The following is a 20,720-nucleotide window of genomic DNA, read 5'->3' on the forward strand; positions in this document are numbered from 1 at the left end:
CTGGCACATCGCACCAGCCAGTGCATGAGCGGAGGGCTGTCCGGCCTGACGGCCGGACAGCCCTCACCAAGATCTTCATCAGCCTTCTAGGGGCCGGTCAGAGGAAGGTCAGGTGGAGGCCAGAGGGAGGTCAGGGGGAGGCCAGAGGGAGGTCAGGGGGAGGCCAGAGGGAGGTCAGGGGGAGGTCAGGGGGCGACGAAGAGGGCGGGGAAGCGGGGCCCGAGCCAGGGCTTGCGCCCGTAGGCGAACACCTGGCCCCCGGCCATGGCGAGCCACGGGTTGCGGCGGCCGAGGGCGATGAGCAGGAAGGCCACCGGATCGATGAGGATCGTGCAGTCGGGGCGGTCCTGCGGTTCCGGTGCCACCTGCACGGCACCGTCGGCCAGGGTGACGCCGAAGGCGCCGTCGCCACCGCGCAGCCGGATCGTGTAGCGGGCGGTCAGACCGGCGGTGGCCGTGCCGTCCGCGACGGCCGGCATCACCGAGAGTAGGAACGGCAGGCACCACGCGACCCGTTCGGCGTCGATCATGTGCGGGCGGCGCACCGCACGGGCGAGGTCGTAGCCGTGCCCCAGCATGTGGGTGAGCAGGTAGGAGGCGAGCACGGAACGGTCCATCGGGCCGAGCGGGGTGACCGGCGCGGGACCGTCGGCCGTCGCGGCCAGTGCGTCGGCGCACCGCTCCGCCTGCTCGCTGATCATCGCCGCGAGCGGTGCCGCCCGGCGCTCGCCGAACACGGCCAGCGACTCGGCGTTGGCCGCCGCCAGGCTCTGCGGTGTGCCGTCCCCGTACGGCCGTTCCCGCCCCACGGCGAGGTCGGCCATCAGCTCGTTGGCGAGCGCGAGATGGGCCGCCGCCTCACCGACCGTCCACACCGATCCCGGTACGGCGGCCCCGGTGTCGCCGACCCCGTCGAGTACGGCCGCGATGTCGGCGGCGGTCCGCCGTATCGCCTGCCCGAGTTCCGCGGGCAGCGCCCCGCGAACGTCCTGCCGTGCCGCCTGATCCACGCCGGTACCCCTGTTCTGTCGCGCGGTACCCAATCAGACGCGCGGGCCTGCCACAACCCCCGCGGCGATCACCGCGCTCCTAGCCCCCGCAGAAAGGTGTCGACGACCGTGTCGGCGGCCTGGGCCGCGTTGAGCTCGGGCAACTGCTGCGACGCCAGGTGCATGAGCTGCGGCAGCAGTGAACTCGCCCAGCCGGGCGGCAGGTCGTCGCGGAGCAGCCCCTCCTCGGTGGCCCGCCGCAGGAAGTCGTCCACCTCGTGGACCAGGGCGTCGCGCCGCGCGCGGATCGCGTCGTCGGCCCGCAGCCGGGTGAGCTCCACGGGCCACTTGCGATTGACGCCGATGATCTCCTCGACGTACCGGTGCAGCGCCACGGCGACCGGGGCCTCCCGCAGCCTGGCGTGTTCGACGGCCCGCTCGACCGCGTCGTACCGCGCCTCGTAGATGGCCGCCAGCAGCTCCTCGCGGGACGCGAACCGCCGGTAGACGGTGCGCCGGTCGACACCGGCCTCGGCGGCGATCGCGGTGATGCTCGCGCCCGGATCGACGGCGAGCATCCGGGCTCCGGTGGTCAGAACGGCTTCCAGGTTGCGTGCTGCGTCGGCTCTCACGGGCCAGAGCATAGCCGGAGGTGTGGAGCCTGTCTCATCTTCCGCCACGCATTAGATGCTCTCTCGCATGTAAGTGCTACATTGAAGTGACAGATAGCGCAGTCTTGACCCTTCGACCCCTCCGGAGAGGGCACATGATCACTTACGACCGTCTCTACCTCGCGGGCTCGTGGACCGCGCCCAGCGACCCGGACCTCCTCGACATCCGTTCGCCGCACGACCGGACGGTGATCGGCCGTGCCGCGCAGGCCCGGCCCGCCGACGTCGACCGTGCCGTGGCAGCGGCGCGGACCGCCTTCGACGAAGGTCCCTGGCCGCGGACCGCACCGGCGGAGCGCATCGCCGTCATACGGCGGCTGAACGCCCTGCGGGAGGCCGACGCCGAGCGGATCGCCGACCTCGTCTCGGCCGAGAACGGCTCGGCCCGCTGGTTCACCAGGGCCGGCCGGGCGGGGCTCACCCGGCAGGCCGAGGCCTACCTCAGGGCGGCGGAGGCGTTCGGCTGGGAGGAAACGCTGGAATCCGCCGCGGGGGTCCGGACGGTGGTGCGCCGCGAGCCCGTCGGTGTGGTGGCCGCGGTCATCCCCTGGAACTCCCCGTTCTCGGCCGCCATGGCCAAGATCATCCCCGCGCTGCTGGCGGGCAACACCGTCGTCCTGAAGGTGTCCCCGGAGAACTCGCTGAGCATGGGGCTGCTAGCCGAACTGCTGGAGCGGGCCGGGCTGCCGGACGGTGTGATCAGCGTCCTTCCCGCAGACCGGGCGACCAGCGAGTACCTCGTCTCGCACCGTGACGTCGACAAGATCGCGTTCACCGGCTCGACCCTGGCCGGCCGCAGGATCGCCGCCATCGCGGGCGAGCAGCTGAAGCGGGTCAGCCTGGAGCTGGGCGGCAAGTCGGCCGCGATCATCCTGCCGGACGCGGATCTAGACCGGGCGGTGCCGGGACTGAAGTTCGCCTCGCTCCTCAACAACGGCGAGTCCTGCATCGCGCAGACCCGCGTCCTCGCACCGCGCAGCCGGTACGAGGAGGTCGTCACCGCCCTCAAGGACCTCGTGGAGTCGCTCAAGGTCGGCGACCCGGCCGACCCCGGCACCTTCATCGGCCCGATGGTCCGCCGGGACCAGCAGCAGCGCGTGCGCGACTACATCGAGCTCGGCATCAGGGAGGGCGCCCGGCTCGTCACCGGCGGCCCGCAGGTCCCGCCGGGCCTGGAGCACGGCAACTACGTCACCCCCACCGTGTTCGCCGACGTCGACAACTCCCTGCGGATCGCCCAGGAGGAGATCTTCGGCCCCGTCCTCGTGGTCATCCCCTACGACGACGAGGACGACGCGGTGCGGATCGCCAACGACTCCGAGTACGGCCTCTCCGGCGGCGTGTGGTCCGCCGACGAGACCCGCGCCCTCGAAGTCGCCCGCCGGCTGCGCACCGGCACGGTCACCGTCAACGGCGCACCCGTCTCCTTCGACGGCCCCTTCGGCGGCCACAAGGCCAGCGGCATCGGCCGCGAGTACGGCGCGGTGGGGCTCGCCCAGTACGTCGAGTACAAGTCGGTCACGCTGGCGGCGCCGGGCGCCTGATCCGGAGCAGTCGGCGGGTCAGCGTGGTTCGAGGCGGAGGGTGGACTCGCGGGCCCGGTCGGTCAGGACGTGTTCGACGATGCCCGGGTACCGGCCGTACTTCTCCCGGTAGGCGGTGTCCACCGCCGCGTACTCGTCGTGATCGGCCGGACGGAAGGTCACGTCCTGCCGCACGCCGCCCGCGCTGACACGGCCCTGCCGGCGGGACTGGGTGCCCCGGTACCAGGGGCCGGCGGTGCCCTTGACGGAGCGTACGTAGAGGTGGTCGCCGGCGCGGACGACCCACATGGTCACGCGGTCGCGCAGGGTGCCGTCGGCGCGCTCGGACTCCAGGTCCAGCTCTTCCGCGGCACCGACCCTGGTCAGGTCCGTGTCGTTCCAGTGCGTCATGGTCGTTCCTCGGGTTGGTCACAGGTGCTTTGAGGCGGCCGGGCCGGGGCTCAAGGCTGCAGTCGGGCGAAGGTCGCTCCGTCGATGACGAACCGGTAGCGGACGTCGGAGGCGAGGATCCGCTCGTAGGCGGTGTTGATGTCCTGGGCGCCGATCAGTTCGATGTCGGCGCTCACGCCGTGCGCGGCGGCGAAGTCCAGCATCTCCTGGGTCTCGGCGATGCCGCCGAACAGCGAGCCGGCGTAGGCGCGGCCGTTCTGCAGCAGCGGGAAGACATCGAGCGGCATCGGCTGTGTGGTCACGCCGACGCTGACCAGGGTGCCGTGCAGACGGAGCATCCCCAGGTAGTCCTTCAGCGAGATCGGTGCGCTGACGGTGCTGAGGACGATGTCGAAGGTGTTGGCCAGGTCGGTGAAGGCGGACCCGTCGCCGGTGACGGCGTAGTGGTCGGCGCCGAGGGTCCTGGCGTCGTCGCGCTTGCGGTCGGACTGCGAGAGGACGGTGACCTCTGCGCCCATGGCCTTGGCCATTTTGACGCCGAGGTGGCCGAGGCCGCCGAGGCCGACGATCGCGACCTTGGCGCCCGGCGTGGCGCCGTAGCGCCTGAGCGGGGCGTAGACGGTGATGCCCGCGCACAGCAGCGGTGCCGCGGCGGCCGGGTCGAGGCCGTCGGGAACGCGGACCACGAAGTCCTCGGGGGCGACGACGGCCTCGGAGTAGCCGCCCTGGGTGTGGGCGCCGGGCTCCACGGGGTCGGGGCTGCCGAAGACGAGGGTGTGGCCGCCCAGGCAGTACTGCTCCTGCCCGGCCCGGCAGTTCTCGCACCGGCGGCAGGAGTTGACCATGCAGCCGATGCCGACGAGGTCTCCGACCCGGTGCCGGGTGACCGCGGACCCGGTCTCGGTGACCCGTCCGACGATCTCGTGGCCGGGCACCAGCGGGCTGGTCGGCAGCGGGCCGAACGCGCCGCCGACGTAGTTCATGTCGGAGTGGCAGATGCCGCAGTACAGGATGTCGAGCCTGACGTCGTGCGGGCCGACGTCGCGGCGCTCGATGGTGAGGGGGACGAGCGGCTGACGCACGTCGTGGGCGCCGAACGCCTTGACGGTGGTGGACACGGTGAATCCTTCGGTCGGAGTGGTGCTGAGAGGGCGCGGGTCGGGTCAGGCTTCGGGGATGGTGCGGCCGTAGGCGGCGAGGGTGACGTCCTCGGGTTCGGGGCCGCCGCGCCGGCCGGTGTCCAGCGCGTCGAGGGCGGTGAGCTCCTCGGTGGTGAGCTCGAAGTCGAAGACGTCGATGTTCTCGGCGATGCGTGCGCGCCGGGTGGACTTGGGGATGACCGAGCGGCCCTGCTGGAGGCCCCAGCGCAGCAGTACCTGGGCGGGGCTCTTGCCGTGCGCCTCGGCGATGCGGGTGACGGCGGGGTCCTGGAGGACGCTCGTGCGGTCCTCGCCGTATCCGGGGTAGAAGGTGATCCCGCCGATGGGGGACCAGGCCTGGTTGAGGATGCCGTGCCGGTCGTCGAAGTCGAGTACGGCGCGCTGCTGGAAGTAGGGGTGGATCTCCAGCTGGTTGACCGCGGGGACGACGGACGTGGCGTCGAGCAGTGTGGTCAGGTGGCCGGCCATGAAGTTGCTGACGCCGATGGCCCGGACCTTGCCGTCGGCCAGGAGCTTCTCCAGGGCGCGGTAGGCGTCGAGGGTCCGGTCGAAGTCGGACGGCAGGGCCTGGTGCAGGATCAGCAGGTCGATCCGGTCGACACCGAGTTTCGCGGCGCTCTTGTCGAAGCCGTGCAGGGTCGCGTCGTAGCCGTAGTCGCTGATCCAGATCTTGGTCTCGACGAAGATCTCGTCGCGGGGCACCCCGGAGTCGCGGAGGGCCCGGCCCACCTCGCGCTCGTTGCCGTAGGCGGCGGCGGTGTCGATGTGCCGGTAGCCGAGGTCGAGGGCGGACCTGACGGCGGCCACGGTCTCGTCGGGCGGGGTCTGGAAGACGCCGAGGCCGAGCGCGGGCATCTCGACGCCGTTGTTGAGGGTGAGGGTCTGCATCACTGGGACCTTTCGTTGTGCGTGGCCCGTGCGGGCACGATCAGGGTGAGGACGGTCACGACGGCCAGGGCGAGCAGGACGGCGGAGCCGGTCAGGGCCGTTCCCGAGCGGGTCGCGATGTCCGAGGCCGCGTGCCCGGTGGAGACGGACGCGGCGACGGCGGTCAGGATGCTCAGGCTCAGCGCGCTGCCGATCTGGTGCACGGTGTTGACCAGGCCCGAGGCGGCCCCCGCGTCCGCCGGGGCCACGCCGTCGACACCGCTGGAGGTCAGCGGGGCCAGCGTCAGGCCCTGGCCGGCGCCGATGACCACCATCGGCAGGGCCACGCCCGTCAGGTAGGGGGTGTGCAGGTCCAGGCGGCTGAGCCAGGCCATGCCCACCGTGGTCAGGACGATCCCGGTCAGGAGCACCAGCGGCCGTGCGGCGCGCTCCAGGAGCCGCGGCACCTGGACGGCGAAAGCGAAGTTGACCAGCGTCATCGGCAGGAACGCGAGCCCGGCCTGCAGCGGTGTCCAGTGGTAGACGCTCTGCACGAACTGCGCGGTGAAAAAGAAGAAGCCCATCATCGCGCCCATGTAGAGCATCCGGGTGACGTAGGCGCCGCTGCGCGCCCGTGCCGCGAACAGCCGCAGCGGCACGATCGGCTGCGCGGCCCGCCGCTCCACCTGGACGAACAGCCCGAGCATCACCACCCCGGCCACCAGCGGCACCAGGGTCAGCGGGGCGGTCCAGCCGAAGTCGGCGGCGTCCACGATGCCGAGGACCAGCGCGGTCGAACCCAGCGTCGCCAGCACCGCCCCGGCGATGTCGAAACGGCCCGGACGGCGTTCGGTGGCGGGCAGGAACCGCGGGGCCAGTGCCAGCATCACGACGCCGACCGGGACGTTGAGGAAGAACCCGGCCCGCCACGACACCAGGTCGGCGACCAGACCACCGACGACCAGGCCGAGGGCGGCGCCCAGACCGGCCACGGCGCTGTAGGCGGCCATCGCCCGGTCACGGGCCCGCCCCTCGGCGAAGGTGCGCGTCAGCAGGGACAGCGCGGAGGGCGCCAGCACCGCGGCCCCGACCCCCTGGAGCGCACGGGCGCCGATCAGCCACCACTGGGTCTGCGCCGCGCCCACCAGCAGCGAGGTCAGCGAGAAGACCACCAGGGCGAACAGGAACGCCCTGCGATGACCGAACAGGTCACCGGCCCGGGCTCCCAGCAGCAGCAGGCCGCCGAAGACCAGGACGTAGGCGTTGGTGATCCAGGACAGGCCGGTCTCGGAGAACCCCATGTCGGAGCGGATCTGCGGCAGCCCGGTGAAGACGATCGAGTTGTCGAGGATGACCATGAAGTAGCTGACGCAGATGATCGCGAGGATCAGCGTCGCGTGGACCGGCGTCCCGTCGGGGCGCACCGCCGCGGGTGCCGAACCGCGCTGTGCCGCGGTGGTCATCGCGTCACCGGTCCCGTCACCGGCCTCTCACCGGTTCTGTCGCCGGCGTCGCCGGATTCGTACATGAGTGCTGCGCGCACGGTGTTCCTTCGGATCGGTTTCATCGGGCCGGTCGAGGACTCGCAGCCCTCGGCCTTCTCCAGAGAACCGCGGACGGACGCCCGGGTGGGAGTCACTCCTGTTCCAGGTAATGGCAGTACCTCGCAGGCGTCCACCGGCGCACCTACCGTGAGGAGGCGGGCCGGATCCACACCGCCCGAGCACGCCCGCCGTTGCCGATCAACCTCCCGAGGCCCGACCATGACCGAGAGTGACAAGACGAAGAAGGACCTGGCCGGCGAGGTGCGTGAGTTCCTGAGCACCCGTCGGGCGCGTATCACCCCGGAGCGGGCCGGGCTGCCCGTGTTCGGCGGGAACCGCCGGGTGGCGGGCCTGCGCCGGGAGGAGGTTGCGCTGCTGGCGGGGATGAGCGTGGACTACTACGTCCGGCTGGAGCGCGGAAACCTCAGCGGCGCCTCCGACTCGGTGCTCGAAGCCCTCGCCCACGCACTCCAGCTCGACGAGGCCGAGCGCGCCCACCTCTACGACCTGGCCCGCGCGGCGACCCCGTCGGGCCGCCGGTCCGCGGTGACCGCGTCCCGGGTGCGGCCCACGATCCTGCGGCTGCTCGACTCCATGACCGGGGTGCCGGCGTACGTGCGCAACGCCCGGTTCGACATCCTGGCCGCCAACACACTGGGCCGGGCCCTGTACGCACCGGTCTTCGACTCGCCGCTGTTCGCCCAGCGCGGGCCGGTCAACACCGCCCGCTTCATGTTCCTGGACCCGGCGAGCCGGGAGTTCTGGGTCGACTGGGACAAGGGCGCCGACGACGCCGTGGCCTTCCTGCGCGCCGAGACGGGCCGGGCACCGCACGACAAGGTGCTGACCGACCTGGTCGGCGAGCTGACGACCAGGAGCGACGAGTTCGCCCGCCGGTGGGCCCGCCACGACGTCAAGTTCCACCGCACGGGGGTGAAGAACCTGCACCATCCGCTGGTCGGCGATCTCGCCCTGCCCTACGAGGCGATGGACCTGCCGTCCGACCCCGGCCTCCGCCTCAACTTCTACACCCCCGAACCCGACTCCCGGGAACGGGAGGCACTCGGCCTCCTCGCCGGCTGGACGGCCACCGCCACCGTCGTCCCCACCGGGAACGACTGACCACCGGGAGGGGCCGCACATCCCCGGGACGGCCGGTCGCCGCGGGGAGGGAGGTCAGTCCGCCCGCGGCCGCCCCGCGAGGGCTTCCCGTGTCGCGGCCCAGGAGGCGAGCAGGCGCAGGCCCTCCTCGGAGGGCGAGCCGGGTTCGGCGGTGTAGACGGTGACGGTGAGACCGGGCTCGGCCGCCATCTCCAGGCCCTCGTAGGCGAGGGTGATGTCCCCGACGGCCTCGTGGTGGAAGTTCTTGGTGCCGGTGCCGTGGTGGCGGACGTTGTGCGCGCCCCACCGGGTACGGAAGTCGTCACTGCGGGTGGAGAGCTCGCCGACCAGGTCGTGCAGCTCCTTGTCGTACGGGTTGCGGCCGGCCTCGGTGCGCAGGATCGCCACGGTGATGTCGGCGGCCGGACCCCACTCGGGGTAGAAACGGTGGGCAGCGGGGTCCAGGAAGGCGAAGCGGGCGAGGTTCGCCTGGTTGTGGGGGTTCGCGTAGATGTCGCTGTAGAAGGCGCGGGCCAGCGCGTTGGTGCCGAGGATGTCCATGCGGCCGTTGCGGACGAAGGCCGGACCCGCGGTGATCGCGTCGAGCGTCCACTGCAGGCTCGGGTGCGGGGTCCACTGCCGGGCCGGGCGTCGGCGGCGGGGACGGGCAAGTGCGTCGGAGCCGTCGGCGGCCTGCGCCAGATGGACCAGATGGGCGCGTTCGGCGTCGTCGAGCCGCAGCGCACGGGCGACGGATTCCAGGACCGCGGGGGAGACCCCGGCCAGGCTGCCGCGTTCGAGCTTGGCGTAGTACTCCACGCTCATGTCGGCGAGGGCCGCGACCTCGCTGCGGCGCAGCCCGGGGACGCGGCGCCGGGTCCCGGAGGGCAGCCCGGCCTGCTCGGGGGTGATCTTGGCGCGCCGCGAGGTGAGGAACTCGCGGACCTCCTGCTGGTTGTCCACCCCTCGACCGTACGTGCAGCGGGCCGCATCAGGGATGTACTGCCGGTACACCCATCGACGGTGACTGGCCGGCCGCCACCGAGGGGGGTTACCTGGAGGACGTGGCGCCGTCCCCGGCCGTCCGCCGACGGGGACGGACCCGCCCGACCCCGACGCGCGGACACCTCGCGGCCCAGAACCGGGCCCACCCGGACCGCCCTCAGCGGCCCGGCCTCACGTGAGCAAAGGAACCCCCCATGCGCGGCGCAGTGATCCACGCCCCCGGTGACGTCCGCTTCGAGACGCTGGACGACCCGAAGATCCTCCACCCCACCGACGCGGTGATCCGCACGGCCGTCACCTGTGTGTGCGGCTCCGACCTGTGGCCCTGGCGCGGTCTCGAACCGATCGGCGGCGCCCATCCGATGGGCCACGAGTACGTCGGCTTCGTCGAGGAGGTCGGCTCCGAGGTCACGGCCGTGCAGCCGGGCCAGTTCGTCGTCGGCTCCTTCGCCACCTCGGACAACACCTGCGCCAACTGCCGCAACGGCTTTCCGTCGAACTGCCTGCACCGCGAGTTCATGAGCACCTGCCAGGCCGACTACGTCCGCATCCCCAACGCCCAGGGCACCCTGGTCGCCACGGACGAGGTGCCGGGCGAGGAGCTGTGGCCCGGTCTGCTGGCCGTCTCCGACGTCATGGGCACCGGCTGGTGGGCCGCCGAGGCCGCCGAGGTGAGGCCGGGCTCCACCGCCGTGGTCGTGGGCGACGGCGCGGTCGGCCTGTGCGCGGTGATCGCGGCCAAGGAGATGGGCGCCGAGCGGATCATCGCCATGAGCCGGCACGCGTCCCGGCAGGAACTGGCCCGCGAGTTCGGCGCCACCGACATCGTCACCGAACGCGGCGACGAGGGCATCGCCCGGATCAAGGACCTCACCGACGGCATCGGCGCCGACAGCGTCCTGGAGTGCGTGGGCACCGCCGAGGCCATGCGGCAGGCGCTGCGCTCCGCCCGCCCCGGCGGCAGCGTCGGCTTCGTCGGCGTCCCGCACGACGTCGCCGTCGACGGGCAGGAACTGTTCTTCTCCCACGTCGGCCTGCGCGGCGGCCCCGCCCCCGTGCGCCGCTACCTGCCCGACCTCATCGAACGCGTGGTGACCGGCCGGATCGACCCGGGCCGGGTCTTCGACCTCACCCTGCCCCTCGACCAGGTCGCCGAGGGCTACCGGGCCATGGACGAGCGCCGGGCGGTCAAGGCACTCCTCAAGCCCTGACGCCGAAGGAGCGACAGCAGGCCCAAGCGGTCCCTGCTCACCGAAGAGCGCGAGCCCGGCACCCGGCATCCCACGCCCCCGCGACCGCACAGCAAGGAACCCCTTCCGTGGAACTCGTCACGCAGACCCCGACCGCCAAGGCCCCGGCCGAACGCTTCACCGGCGACGTCTACCTCAACATGATCCAGACCCCCGCCGAGCCGGCCCGGCTGGCGACCGCCCTGGTCCGCTTCACCCCCGGTGCCCGCACCAACTGGCACTCCCACGCCAACGGCCAGACCCTCTACATCACCGACGGCGTCGGCCTCGTCGGCACCCGCGACGGCGACGTCGTACGCGTCAGCGCCGGCCACACCGTCAAGTGCCCGCCCGGTGAGGAGCACTGGCACGGCGGCACCGACACCACCCTCATGGCACACATCGCCATCGTGGTCGGCGAGCCCGGCGGTGACGGCACCACCTGGCTGGAACCGGTGACCGACGAGCAGTACGCCGAAGCGCTCGCGACGCTCACCCGCTGAGGGCCGCCTCCTCAGGCGCGGCCGGGCCCGGACCGTGCTTCGCCCGCAGCCCACTCCTGGACCAGCCGGACGGTGCGTTCGGGGTGCTCTTCGTGCAGGTAGTGCCCCGGTGCCGGACCAGTGGTCGGCGCGGGAGCCGGGCACGTGCAGCGTGCCGCGCTCGCACGCGGCGGCCTCCGCCGAGGTCCACACGGTCAGGGCGCGCCGCGTCCGGCGCCGCAGATACGCCTCGCTGCGCGGGCGGACGCCCACCGCGTCCTGGTCGGTGTACATGCCGGCTACGCGACCTGGTGGATCAAACAGGCCTTCACCCGCGCCCTGGCCGACCAGAGCCGCACCATCCGTATCCCCGTGCACACCGTGGAGGTCATCAACCGGGTGGCACGGGCCCGCCGGGAGCTGACCCGGGAGACCGGCACCGCGCCGGCACCGGAGCGGCTCGCCGAGCAGGCCGGGATCACGGTGGAACGGCTCCGCGAACTGGACGCCTACACCTGGGAACCCGTTTCCCTGCACGCAAGCCTCAGCGAGGACGGAGACGGCGAGTTCGGCGACCTCATCGAGGACTCCGACACGCCCGCCCCCTGGGAGGCCGTCACCCACCACCTCCTCCAGGACACCATCCGCGGCCTGCTCACCGGCATGACCGCCCGCGAGGCCGGCACCATCTCCCTGCGCCTACGGACTCACGGACGGCCGCCCCCGCACCGTGGAGGAGATCGGGCACGTCTACGGCGTCATCCGCGAACGCATCCGCCAGATCGAGGCCAAGACCATGACCAAGCTCCGTCACCCGTCCCGCTCACAGGTCCTGCAGGACTACCTCGACGGCTCCTGAGCCCGCGCTGGGCGCCGTCCGGCGGATCAGGTCGCAGGACGGCGAAGGCGGCTGTCGGCCGAGGTGAGCGGGGTCTGGTGGATCGGCTGCGTGGTCGCCTGTGACACCATCGAGCAGGGAGTCGGTCCGGTGCGGAGGACGCGGACACCCCGGCCCGCCGCCGATCCACCGGAGGTCACCCGTGTCGAAGCCCCGTTTCGCCGTCCTCGGCGCCGGCAGCATCGGCTGTCATCTCGGCGGCCACCTGGTCGCCGCCGGGTACGAGGTGGCGTTCATCGGGCGGCCGTCCGGCATGCGGGTGCTGGGTGAACGAGGGCTCACCCTCACCGGTTCCCGTCGTCCGCCCGTCCACCTCACCCCCGACCGGCTGACCCTCGCCACCGGGACCGAGGCCGCGGCCGGCGCCGACTACGTACTGGTCACCGTGAAGACCGCGGGAACCGAGGCCGCCGCCATGGACCTCGCCGCCCACCTCGCCCCCGGCACCGTCGTGGTCAGCTTCCAGAACGGGCTGCACAACCCCGCCACCCTGCGCCCCGCCCTGCCGGGACACACGGTGCTGGCCGGCATGGTGCCCTACAACGTGGTCCAGTCCGAACCCGGCACCGTCCACCAGGGCATGCCGGGCACGCTCATGACCGAGCCCGACGACACCCTCCACGAGGCCCTGCGCGGCGCACACCTGGCCGTCGAGGCCCGCACCGACATGACCGCCGTACAGCACGCCAAACTGCTGATGAACCTCAACAACGCGATCAACGCCCTGTCCGGGCTGCCGTTGCGCGACCAGCTCGGCCAACGGGCCTACCGCCGCTGCCTGGCCCTGTGCCAGCGCGAAGCCCTCGCCGCCTACCGCGCCGCCGGCGTCACCCCCGCCCGCCTCGGGCCGACCTCGCCGCGCCTGACCCCGTACATACTCGAACTGCCCGACGCCGCGTTCCGCCGGGTGGCCGCGGCCTCCCTGCGCATCGACGCCCACGCGCGCTCGTCGATGTGGGAGGACCTGCAACGCGGCCGGGCGACAGAGATCGACTCACTCCAGGGCGAGATCGTCGCCGTCGCCCGCAGCCACGGACACAGGGCCGCCGCCAACGCCCGACTCGCGTCCCTGGTGCACGAGGCGGAGACCACCCCGCGCACCTGGACCGGAGCGGAGTTGTACGCCGAGCTGCGTGCCGCGTCCTGAACCCCGCGCCCCAGGGTCCTCTCCGGCTCAGAGCAGTCGCCGGATGTCACCGCGCACCCGGTAGAAGCCGCCGGCCGCGGTGTGCAGGGAGTCCACGACATAGCGGGCCCCGGGCTCGCGTATCGCGCGCGGGAACTGGACGTTCAGCGACTGGTCGTAGCCGTCCGACACGACGTGCACCCGGACCCGGCCCGCCTCCCGGACACACTCCACGACAATCGCCCCGGTGGGGGCCTGCGTGACGGTGGCCACCGCGCTCACGGTCGTGGCAGGCGCCCAGGCCGGCATCGCCGCGGCCAGCTTGATGTCCCGCGCCACCGGAACCGACCCCTGCTGGGCCGCCGTGACGGCCGCCTCGCTCGCGTCCACACAGACCAGTGAGCCGTCGGTGGTCACCAGGTAGAGCCGCTCGTCGCGGTACTGCATCGACAGCGCCGAACCGCCGCCCGTGCCCAGCTTCCACAGCCGGGTGCCGTCCTGGTCGAAGCAGTAGACGGACGAGGACGCGTCACCGGCGAACACGAACCGCCCGCCGGGCGAGGTCGCGCACGAGTACACGGCGCTGTCGCAGGCGTACGTCACCTCGATCGCGCCGGTCGCCTTCGACAGCCGCTGGACCGCCTTGTGGGCGGTGCCCGCGTACACCACGTCGCCCTCCTGCCAGCCGAACAGCACCGCGCCCCTGGTGGGCGAGTGCCACAACTCCCGGCCGCCGTCCGGGGCATAGGCGGTGACGCCCCTGGTGTGGCCGTGGTACACGGCCCGTTCGTCGGCGCGGACCATCCAGGCCTGCTCGCCCTGGCTGCGGCGGGCCCACTGGTGCTCGTCCTCGTGGTCGATGACCGTGAGCCGGCCGTCGCGGTCGGAGACGTCCAGCACGCCCTCGTGGATGTCCAGCCAGAAGATGTCGACGTCCGCCGCGATGTCGTAGGCCACGAACGGCAGCTTCGAGGACAGGTCGTACACCTTGCCGTCGTCACAGCCCGCGTAGATCCAGAAGTCGTCGGCGACCAGGCACTTCACGCCGTCCGGCAGGCTGAACCGGGCCAGCACACCGCCCTCGTGGTCCAGGGTGTACACATCGCCCGCCTGGTTGCCGACCCAGCAGCGGTCGTCGTCGACATGGATGCCGAACGCGGCGGAGCCGGTGCGGAAACGCCACAGCACGGGCGCGGCGGAGCGCGCGGTGGAGGGGGCCGACGCGACCTGACGCCGGGTCACCGAGCGAGGCGCGCGTGCTCCCTGTACGGCCGGGGCGTATCCCTTGCGGACCTTCTCGCCGACCTTCTTCGCTGCGGCAGCCCGTGCCTTCTCCACCGTCGCGAACGTCGTCGTCTGTGTCTGCCCCTCGGCGCCGATCCGGCCGTACCGCACGGTCACGACCAGGTCGGCGACGGACACCTCGTAGAACTTGTGCGCGGCGCCGTCCTCCTGGGACAGCTCCAGGTACGTCGTCGTCGACACTGCGGCAGAACCGGTGGACATGGCGGATCAGACCCCTCCCCATACGGATCCGCCGTCCGTCCGGCGGATCCCACTGGTCAGACCGTAGTCGGAGCCACTGACAACGGCCTTCGCCGGGATCACTCCGGCCGGGGCGCGGTGTTCAGATGGTCCGTCAGATCACCGAGCGTCGTGCGGCTGAGGCTCCTGCCGACCGGCAGGAGCACCCCGCGCGAGCGCTGCACCGCCTGCCGGAGCTGAACCGCCATCAGCGGGTCGAGACCCTGGCTGGTCAGGTCCCGGTCCGGGTCGAGGTGTACGGGGTCGACGCGCAGGACGGCGGCGACCTCGGCGAGGAACAGCTCTGCCCGGTCCACGGCGGGTGCTGCGGCACCGGCCGCCGGGGTGAGCACCAGGTTGACGCCCGCGGCCAGGGCGAAAGTGGCCTCCCCGGCGCGCAGCGCGGCGCACGCCTGGTCCACGGCCACCAGCGACGACGAGCAGGCGGTGCCGACGGAGGTGCTCGGGACGCCGCGACCCGGGTACGGGTGGCGGTCTTCGAAGTGGCTCCGCCCACGCCGCTGGATAGGGTCGAGGTGTGGACTCCAGCAGCAGACAGCCGGACGACGCGTTCGCCGGGGACGCGGGGGAGGAGCCGTCGCCCCGGGCGGCCCGGGGCCTGTGGTGGGGGTCGGCCGCTCTGGTGTTCGCCGTTCTCGGCACCTCGGTGCTCGTCGCCGGCGCGGAACACGCAGGACGGCTGTCCGCGGCCGTGGCGCTGGTCCTCGTGCAGATGGGCGCTCTGAGGTGGGTGGCGCGTTCCCCGGCCGCCGTACTGGCCGTGACCGCGGCGGCGGGGCTCGGGGTGTGGGCGCTGCTGCCCGCGGTGACGTTGACGGGGGCCCTGCTCGCGGCGCAGGTCGCGTTGTGCGTGCTGTCGGCGATCCGACCGCGGCGGGTGTCGGCGCGGGCCCTCGTGGCGATGTGCCTGCCGGCGCCGCTGTCCTTCGCGGCGGGCGGTTCCGCAGGGCTCGCGGTCTACCTGCTGACGGTGGTCCTCGCGTGGACCGCGGGCCAGTGGCGCAGAGCGCAGCGAGCCCGGACCAGGTCGGAGACGCGCCGGGCCGTGGTCGAGGAGCGGGCGCGGATCGCGCGCGAGGTCCACGACGTCGTGGCACACACCCTGTCGGTGCTGGTGATCCAGGCGGGCGCCGCCGACGACGTGTTCACCCGGCAGCCCGAACAGGCCCGCCAGGCGCTGCGGGCCATCGAGTCGGGTGCCCGCTCGGCGCTCGGCGAACTGCGCCTGCTGCTCCGGGCGTTCGGCCCCGAAGCGGCAGAGGAGGCGAGCGGGGAGCCGCGGCAGCCGGGCCCCTCGCTGGCGCGGCTGGACGAACTGGCCGACACCGTCCGGGCGACCGGGATGGCCGTGCGCGTGGACCGCGACGGCACCACCGACGGACTGCCGGCCGCGGTGGACCTGGCGGCCTACAGGATCGTCCAGGAGGCCCTGACCAACACCCTGCGCCATGCGTCCGGCGCCGACCAGGTGCGGGTGCGGGTGGCGGCGGAAGGGGCATGTGTGCGGGTCACGGTGGTCGACAACGGGCGTGCGCTACAGGGGCGTTCGGGCACGGCGGGGGCGGGGCGCGGGCTCCTGGGGATGCGCGAACGGGCGCGGCTCGTGGGCGGCAGCCTGCGTGCGGGCCCGCTGCCCGGCGGCGGGTTCGAGGTAGCCGCGCGGCTGCCGGTGGAGCGTGTGTCATGACGTTGCGGGTGGTCCTCGCCGACGACCAGGCCCTGGTCCGCACCGGGTTCCGCATGATCATCGACGCCCGGGACGACCTGGAGGTGGTCGGTGAGGCGTCCGACGGCGGCGAAGCGGTGCGGCTGACGCGGGAACTGGCACCCGACGTGGTGCTGATGGACGTCCGCATGCCCGTCGTCGACGGTATCGAGGCGACCCGGCGGATCGTGGCGGACGGCGGCCGGGCCCGGGTGCTCGTGCTGACCACCTGGGACGTGGACGCGCACGTGGTCGCCGCGCTGCGGGCCGGCGCGAGCGGATTCCTGCTCAAGGACATCCGCGCCCCCGAACTCGTCGACGCGATCCGCGTCACCGCGCGCGGCGACGCACTGCTGGCACCCGCTGTGCTGAGCCGCGTCCTCGACCGGTTCCTGCGCACCACGCCCGACCCGGCGCCGCCGCCCTCCCTGCGGGACCTGTCCGGCCGCGAGCGGGAGGTGCTCACCCTGATCGGGCAGGCACTGTCGAACGCCGAGATCGCCGAACGGCTGCGCCTGTCGGAGGCCACCGTCAAGAACCATGTCACCGCGGTCCTGCGCAAACTGGGCCTGCGCGACCGCGTCCAGGCCGTCGTCGCCGCCTACGACCACGGCCTCGTACGACCGCGCCGCCCCTGACGGCACCCGTACCGCGCTCTCCTCCTCAGGGAGGAGACCGGGCCGCCGTCCTCCCGTGCTCCCAGTGACGGCCCGTTCCGGCGGCCGATCCGCGGACCGGGTGACCGGCCCTAGCGTCGAGCTGTGACCGATGACCTGCCCTGCCTCATGTACCTGCTCGCCCACGACGACGCGGCCGAGGGCCCGTACGACCGCTCCCGGACCGAGCTGCTGGTCCGTGCCGCCGCCCTGGCCGACCTCGCACTGCGCGGCCGGCTGGGCGAGGATCGCGGCACGGTCACCGTGTCCGGCACGGAACCGACCGGCGACCCCGTCCTGGACGGGGTGCTGCGTGACGCCGTCGGCGGGCACGGCTGGAAACAGCTGGTGCGGCGGCATCGCAGGCGGACCCTGACGGAGGTCGAGGACCGGCTCGCCGCGGCGGGACTCCTGACGCTGCGGGCGCCCCGCCTCCGCCTCGGCGGCCGGCGGTCGACCGTGACCGACCACGCCGGGTCCGTGGCGCTCCGCACCAGGGTGTCCGCCGTGCTGCACGGCGACGGCCCGGTGCGCGAGGTCCCCGCCGCCGACGCCGTGCTGCTGGCACTGGCCGCGGCGGGCCGGGTCCGCACGGTCGTGTCACGGCAGGACCAGAAGACCCTCCGGGCCCGCATCGACGCCTGCACCGGGCGCCTCGGCAGCCTCGCACCCGGCCTGGAGCACGCTGTCCGCGCACTGCCGACCACCATGATCGCCGCGCAGGGCGGCATGGGCGGCAGCTGACCGCGGTCGCAAGACAGCCCGATCGCAGGCGCGAGGCCACTGACGGCGGGGATGAGACGGCCGGCCACCGGGGCGAGACCACTGACGGCCGGCGTGAGACGACCGGCCGCGGGGGCGAGACCACTGACGGCGGGCGCAAGACGACCCGCCGCGGGGGCGAGACGACCGATCGGACGGGCGCGACCACTGATCGCAAGGGGGAGACGATGGCCAAGCACCGCACCTTGACCACCCTGGCCTGTGCTTTGACCGCCGTGTTCGTGACGGCCTGGGCGCCGGCGCCGCCCGCCGGGCCCGCCGTTGTCACGACGGTGCACACCCGCGACGGCCTGGTGCGGGGAGCCGCGCACGACGGGTACCGCACCTTCGAGGGCATCCCGTACGCGGCACCCCCGGTCGGCGCGCAGCGCTGGGCGGCGCCGCGCCCCGCGGCCGCCTGGGCCGGTGTACGCGACGCGACCCGGCCCGCGAGCGCCTGCCCGCAGCCGGCCGGCGAGGTGCCCGGTGGCAGCACCGACGAGGACTGCCTGCACCTGAACGTCACGACACCCGACGGCGCGGCACCGGAACGCCCTCGGCCGGTGATCGTGTGGCTGCACGGCGGCGGTCTCACCACCGGCGCGGCCGGCTCCTACGACGCCCACCGCATGGCCACCAGGGGAGACGTCGTGGTCGTGACCGTCGACTACCGCCTGGGGGCCCTCGGTTTCCTCGCGCACGCGGGGCTGCCCGGCTCCGGCACCTTCGGCCTGGCCGACCAGCAGGCGGCGCTGCGCTGGGTCCGCGACGGCATCCGTGCCTTCGGCGGCGACCCGCACAACGTGACCCTGGCCGGCGAGTCGGCGGGCGGATACAGCGTCTGCGCCCAGCTCGCCGCGCCGGCCGCCGCCGGGCTCTTCGACCGGGCGATCATCGAGAGCGGCCCGTGTACCGGCAGTCCCGACCGCCCCTTCGCACCGTCCGCAGTCCCGCTGTCCACGGCGCGCGGCGCGGGCGCGGACCTCGCGGCGAAGGTCGGCTGCGGCCCGTCCCGTGACGTCCTGGCCTGTCTGCGGCGCGTGCCCGTCTCCCGGCTGCTCGCAGCCCAGGACACCGACCAACAGCCCGCCTACGCCACCCCGTTGCTGCCCGCCGATCCCGCGGCGGCGGTCGCCGCCGGCCGCTTCCGCCCTGTCCCGGTACTCATCGGGAACAACCACGACGAGGGCAACGGCTGGGCCGCCGGCATCATCCAGGCCGGCAACCCCGTCACCCCCGCCACCTGGCCCGACGTCGTGGCCGCCTTCTTCCCCTCGCCGGGGCAGGCGAAGGCCGTCGTCCGCGAGTACCCGGTGCACCGCACCGACGGCGGCCCGGTGTTCGGCGCGGTCATCGGCGACGCGAACTTCGCCTGCCCGACGGCGCGCACCGGCGGCCTGCTCGCGGCCCATGTGCCGGTCTGGCGCTACGAGTTCGCCGACGATCACGCTCCGCCCCTCACCCCGGGCACCCCGCCGTTCCCGCTCGGCGCACCGCACGCGAGCGAACTTCCCTACCTGTTCGACCTGGGCGGCCGTCCCCGCGAGCTGACCGCGGCCCAGCACCGGCTGGCCGACACCATGATCGACTACTGGACCCGCTTCGCCCGCATCGCCGACCCGAACGGCCCGTCGTCGCCCCGGTGGTCCCGGCAGACGGTGCTCTCCCTGGCCCCGGACCACATCGTCCCCACCCGCACGGCGCGGTTCCGTCACCACTGCGCGTTCTGGAGCACGCTCGGCTGACTCTCCCGAAGGACATCCCGCGGTCCGCCCGCCTCGCACCGCGCCCCGAGGCGAGCGGAACCGCGTCGTCGAGACAGACGGTCAATCGCGGGCAGGGGGAGTGTAGAAGTCGCCCACGGATGTCCAGACGCCGTTCTTCACCACCACCTTCTGCACACTGCGCGTCCCCAGGTGGTTGCTCGCGCTGAAGCTCATGACCGGCGACACCCCCGGGTCCACCCTGGCCGCCTTCTGGTAGGCGGCGGTGAGGGACTGGGCCGTGACGGGTCCCTGGACGGTCTTCGCGATCTCGGCGAAGACCTTGGCGTTGCTCCAGCCCCACAGGGCGAGGAAGCCCGCGGTCTGGCCGGGCTCGTACTTGGCCATCGCGGTCCGGAACTCCTGCACCGCCGGGTCGTCGTCCGAGGGCGCCTTGACCAGCTGGACGGCCTTGAGTCCCTCGGCGGCGTCCTTGGCCAGGGCGATCGTCGACTCGGCCGCCACCGGGGCGTAGGCGTACGTGGGCAGGGAGAGGCCCTGCAGCTTGGCCTCCTTGAGGAAGGCGGCCGCCTCGGGCGAGGTGAGGATCAGGACGACCGCCTGCGGCTTCGCCGACTTCACCTTGCTGATCACGGGCGTGTAGTCGGTGGTCTGGTACTTGACCGGCAGCCGTTCGACCTCGACCGAGGGGTCCAGCTTCTTCGCGACGGGTGCCACCTGCTCGGCCACGTTCACGAACGCGGCCGGGTCGCTGTGCACCACGAGGATCTTCTTCGCGCCGTCCTGCACCGCCCACGCGGCGACCGCAGCGGCCTGGTCCTCGTAGAGCGTCTGGGTGCCGAACAGACCGGCGCGCGGCGGCTTGTACCAGTTCTCGGCGCCCCCGACCTCGTTGAGGACCGGCACCTTGGACTGGGTGAGGACGAACGGGAAGGCCGCCTCCGCCTGGGAGGTGCCGTTCGCGTTGACGATGGCCACGACCTTGTCCTGGCCGACCAGTTCACGGGCGATCTGCACGGTCTGCTGCGGATCGGCCGCGTTGTCCTTGACGGTCCAGTCGATCTTGCGGCCGTTGACGCCGCCCTGGGCGTTGACCATCTTGAAGTACGCGTCGGCGCCCGCCTTCTCGGCCACGCCGTACGTGGCGGTGGAGCCGGTGAGGGGCAGCCACGCGCCGATGTGGATCTCGGAGGAGTTGCCGCCTGCCGACGCCGAGTCCTGACCCGCGCACGCGCTTGCGGTCAGGGCCATCGCGGCGAGAACGGCTGTTGGTCCCGCCGCACGGCGGAATCTGCTGAATGTCCGGAACACGGTCCACCTCG

The 20,720-nt window shown here is 72.9% G+C and carries 19 protein-coding genes and 1 pseudogene; 10 read left to right on the forward strand and 10 right to left on the reverse strand.

The genetic code is table 11. The features are described 5' to 3' along the window. Nucleotides 1–185: 185 nt before the first annotated feature. Together ACIQVL_RS50305 and ACIQVL_RS50310 are read right to left on the reverse strand one after the other, a co-directional pair. On the reverse strand, nt 186–1,010 hold the full coding sequence (locus tag ACIQVL_RS50305; protein WP_403425729.1) for a maleylpyruvate isomerase family mycothiol-dependent enzyme: 825 nt from the start codon (nt 1,008–1,010) through the stop codon (nt 186–188). Nucleotides 1,011–1,078: 68 nt separating this feature from the next. Further along, the gene (locus ACIQVL_RS50310) at nt 1,079–1,567 is read right to left on the reverse strand and encodes a TetR/AcrR family transcriptional regulator (protein WP_403479156.1); all 489 of its coding nucleotides are present in this window, start codon (nt 1,565–1,567) and stop codon (nt 1,079–1,081) included. 188 nt (nt 1,568–1,755) lie between these two features. On the opposite strand from ACIQVL_RS50310, the gene ACIQVL_RS50315 reads away from it, so the two are divergent. Further along, the gene (locus ACIQVL_RS50315) at nt 1,756–3,204 is read left to right on the forward strand and encodes an aldehyde dehydrogenase (RefSeq protein ID WP_403479134.1); all 1,449 of its coding nucleotides are present in this window, start codon (nt 1,756–1,758) and stop codon (nt 3,202–3,204) included. 18 nt (nt 3,205–3,222) lie between these two features. On the opposite strand, the gene ACIQVL_RS50320 is transcribed toward ACIQVL_RS50315, so the two are convergent. From ACIQVL_RS50320 to ACIQVL_RS50335, 4 genes are read right to left on the reverse strand one after another with little or no spacing between them, the layout of a single operon-like run. Then, nucleotides 3,223–3,594, reverse strand: a complete 372-nt coding sequence (locus tag ACIQVL_RS50320) for a DUF2255 family protein (RefSeq protein WP_403425725.1) — start codon at nt 3,592–3,594, stop codon at nt 3,223–3,225. 50 nt (nt 3,595–3,644) lie between these two features. Beyond that, nucleotides 3,645–4,712 carry an NAD(P)-dependent alcohol dehydrogenase gene (locus tag ACIQVL_RS50325; protein WP_403479135.1) on the reverse strand — a complete coding sequence of 356 codons (1,068 nt, stop codon included), beginning with the start codon at nt 4,710–4,712 and terminating at the stop codon, nt 3,645–3,647. Between the two features lie 45 nt (nt 4,713–4,757). After that, complete coding sequence (locus tag ACIQVL_RS50330) at nt 4,758–5,642, reverse strand: aldo/keto reductase (protein ID WP_403479136.1); 885 nt, start codon at nt 5,640–5,642, stop codon at nt 4,758–4,760. Continuing rightward, a complete protein-coding gene (locus ACIQVL_RS50335) occupies nt 5,642–7,084 on the reverse strand; it encodes an MFS transporter (protein WP_403479137.1) in 1,443 nt (480 codons plus the stop codon). Before ACIQVL_RS50335 ends, ACIQVL_RS50330 begins: the two co-directional genes overlap by 1 nt. A gap of 300 nt (nt 7,085–7,384) precedes the next feature. Between ACIQVL_RS50335 and ACIQVL_RS50340 the strand changes: the two genes are divergently transcribed. Next, on the forward strand, nt 7,385–8,287 hold the full coding sequence (locus tag ACIQVL_RS50340) for a helix-turn-helix transcriptional regulator (RefSeq protein WP_403425718.1): 903 nt from the start codon (nt 7,385–7,387) through the stop codon (nt 8,285–8,287). Nucleotides 8,288–8,341: 54 nt separating this feature from the next. On the opposite strand, the gene ACIQVL_RS50345 is transcribed toward ACIQVL_RS50340, so the two are convergent. Then, a complete protein-coding gene (locus ACIQVL_RS50345) occupies nt 8,342–9,229 on the reverse strand; it encodes a helix-turn-helix transcriptional regulator (protein WP_403425717.1) in 888 nt (295 codons plus the stop codon). A 236-nt stretch (nt 9,230–9,465) separates the two neighbouring features. Here ACIQVL_RS50345 and ACIQVL_RS50350 point away from each other — a divergent pair, with 236 nt between their 5' ends. The 4 genes and pseudogenes from ACIQVL_RS50350 (at nt 9,466) to ACIQVL_RS50365 (ending at nt 13,027) form a co-directional block, all read left to right on the forward strand. Further along, nucleotides 9,466–10,482 (forward strand): zinc-dependent alcohol dehydrogenase family protein, encoded by a 1,017-nt coding sequence (locus tag ACIQVL_RS50350; protein WP_403425715.1) that lies wholly within the window; start codon nt 9,466–9,468, stop codon nt 10,480–10,482. A 107-nt stretch (nt 10,483–10,589) separates the two neighbouring features. Next, nucleotides 10,590–11,003, forward strand: a complete 414-nt coding sequence (locus tag ACIQVL_RS50355; protein WP_403425713.1) for a cupin domain-containing protein — start codon at nt 10,590–10,592, stop codon at nt 11,001–11,003. A 279-nt stretch (nt 11,004–11,282) separates the two neighbouring features. Further along, nucleotides 11,283–11,841 (forward strand): annotated as a pseudogene (locus ACIQVL_RS50360) (sigma-70 domain-containing protein); the annotation flags it as partial. A gap of 181 nt (nt 11,842–12,022) precedes the next feature. Continuing rightward, nucleotides 12,023–13,027 carry a 2-dehydropantoate 2-reductase gene (locus ACIQVL_RS50365; protein WP_403479138.1) on the forward strand — a complete coding sequence of 335 codons (1,005 nt, stop codon included), beginning with the start codon at nt 12,023–12,025 and terminating at the stop codon, nt 13,025–13,027. Nucleotides 13,028–13,054: 27 nt separating this feature from the next. On the opposite strand, the gene ACIQVL_RS50370 is transcribed toward ACIQVL_RS50365, so the two are convergent. Together ACIQVL_RS50370 and ACIQVL_RS50375 are read right to left on the reverse strand one after the other, a co-directional pair. Beyond that, nucleotides 13,055–14,512: a WGR domain-containing protein gene (locus tag ACIQVL_RS50370; RefSeq protein WP_403479139.1), complete on the reverse strand. Its 1,458-nt coding sequence runs from the start codon at nt 14,510–14,512 to the stop codon at nt 13,055–13,057. Nucleotides 14,513–14,610: 98 nt separating this feature from the next. Continuing rightward, nucleotides 14,611–15,057 (reverse strand): beta-ketoacyl synthase N-terminal-like domain-containing protein, encoded by a 447-nt coding sequence (locus tag ACIQVL_RS50375; protein ID WP_403479157.1) that lies wholly within the window; start codon nt 15,055–15,057, stop codon nt 14,611–14,613. Nucleotides 15,058–15,068: 11 nt separating this feature from the next. Here ACIQVL_RS50375 and ACIQVL_RS50380 point away from each other — a divergent pair, with 11 nt between their 5' ends. The 4 genes from ACIQVL_RS50380 to ACIQVL_RS50395 all read left to right on the forward strand — a co-directional run bounded on the left by ACIQVL_RS50380 (nt 15,069) and on the right by ACIQVL_RS50395 (nt 19,419). Further along, nucleotides 15,069–16,238 (forward strand): sensor histidine kinase, encoded by a 1,170-nt coding sequence (locus ACIQVL_RS50380; RefSeq protein ID WP_403425708.1) that lies wholly within the window; start codon nt 15,069–15,071, stop codon nt 16,236–16,238. After that, the gene (locus ACIQVL_RS50385; protein ID WP_403425706.1) at nt 16,235–16,894 is read left to right on the forward strand and encodes a response regulator; all 660 of its coding nucleotides are present in this window, start codon (nt 16,235–16,237) and stop codon (nt 16,892–16,894) included. The genes ACIQVL_RS50380 and ACIQVL_RS50385 overlap by 4 nt, the downstream gene beginning before the upstream one ends. Nucleotides 16,895–17,017: 123 nt before the next feature. Next, the gene (locus ACIQVL_RS50390) at nt 17,018–17,656 is read left to right on the forward strand and encodes a GPP34 family phosphoprotein (RefSeq protein ID WP_403425704.1); all 639 of its coding nucleotides are present in this window, start codon (nt 17,018–17,020) and stop codon (nt 17,654–17,656) included. Nucleotides 17,657–17,862: 206 nt separating this feature from the next. Next, nucleotides 17,863–19,419: a carboxylesterase/lipase family protein gene (locus ACIQVL_RS50395; protein WP_403479140.1), complete on the forward strand. Its 1,557-nt coding sequence runs from the start codon at nt 17,863–17,865 to the stop codon at nt 19,417–19,419. An 81-nt stretch (nt 19,420–19,500) separates the two neighbouring features. On the opposite strand, the gene ACIQVL_RS50400 is transcribed toward ACIQVL_RS50395, so the two are convergent. Continuing rightward, the gene (locus ACIQVL_RS50400; RefSeq protein ID WP_403479141.1) at nt 19,501–20,649 is read right to left on the reverse strand and encodes an ABC transporter substrate-binding protein; all 1,149 of its coding nucleotides are present in this window, start codon (nt 20,647–20,649) and stop codon (nt 19,501–19,503) included. Between the last annotated feature and the right edge of the window lie 71 nt (nt 20,650–20,720).

It is taken from the genome of Streptomyces sp. NPDC090499 (assembly GCF_044769305.1).
GTDB lineage: Bacteria > Actinomycetota > Actinomycetes > Streptomycetales > Streptomycetaceae > Streptomyces.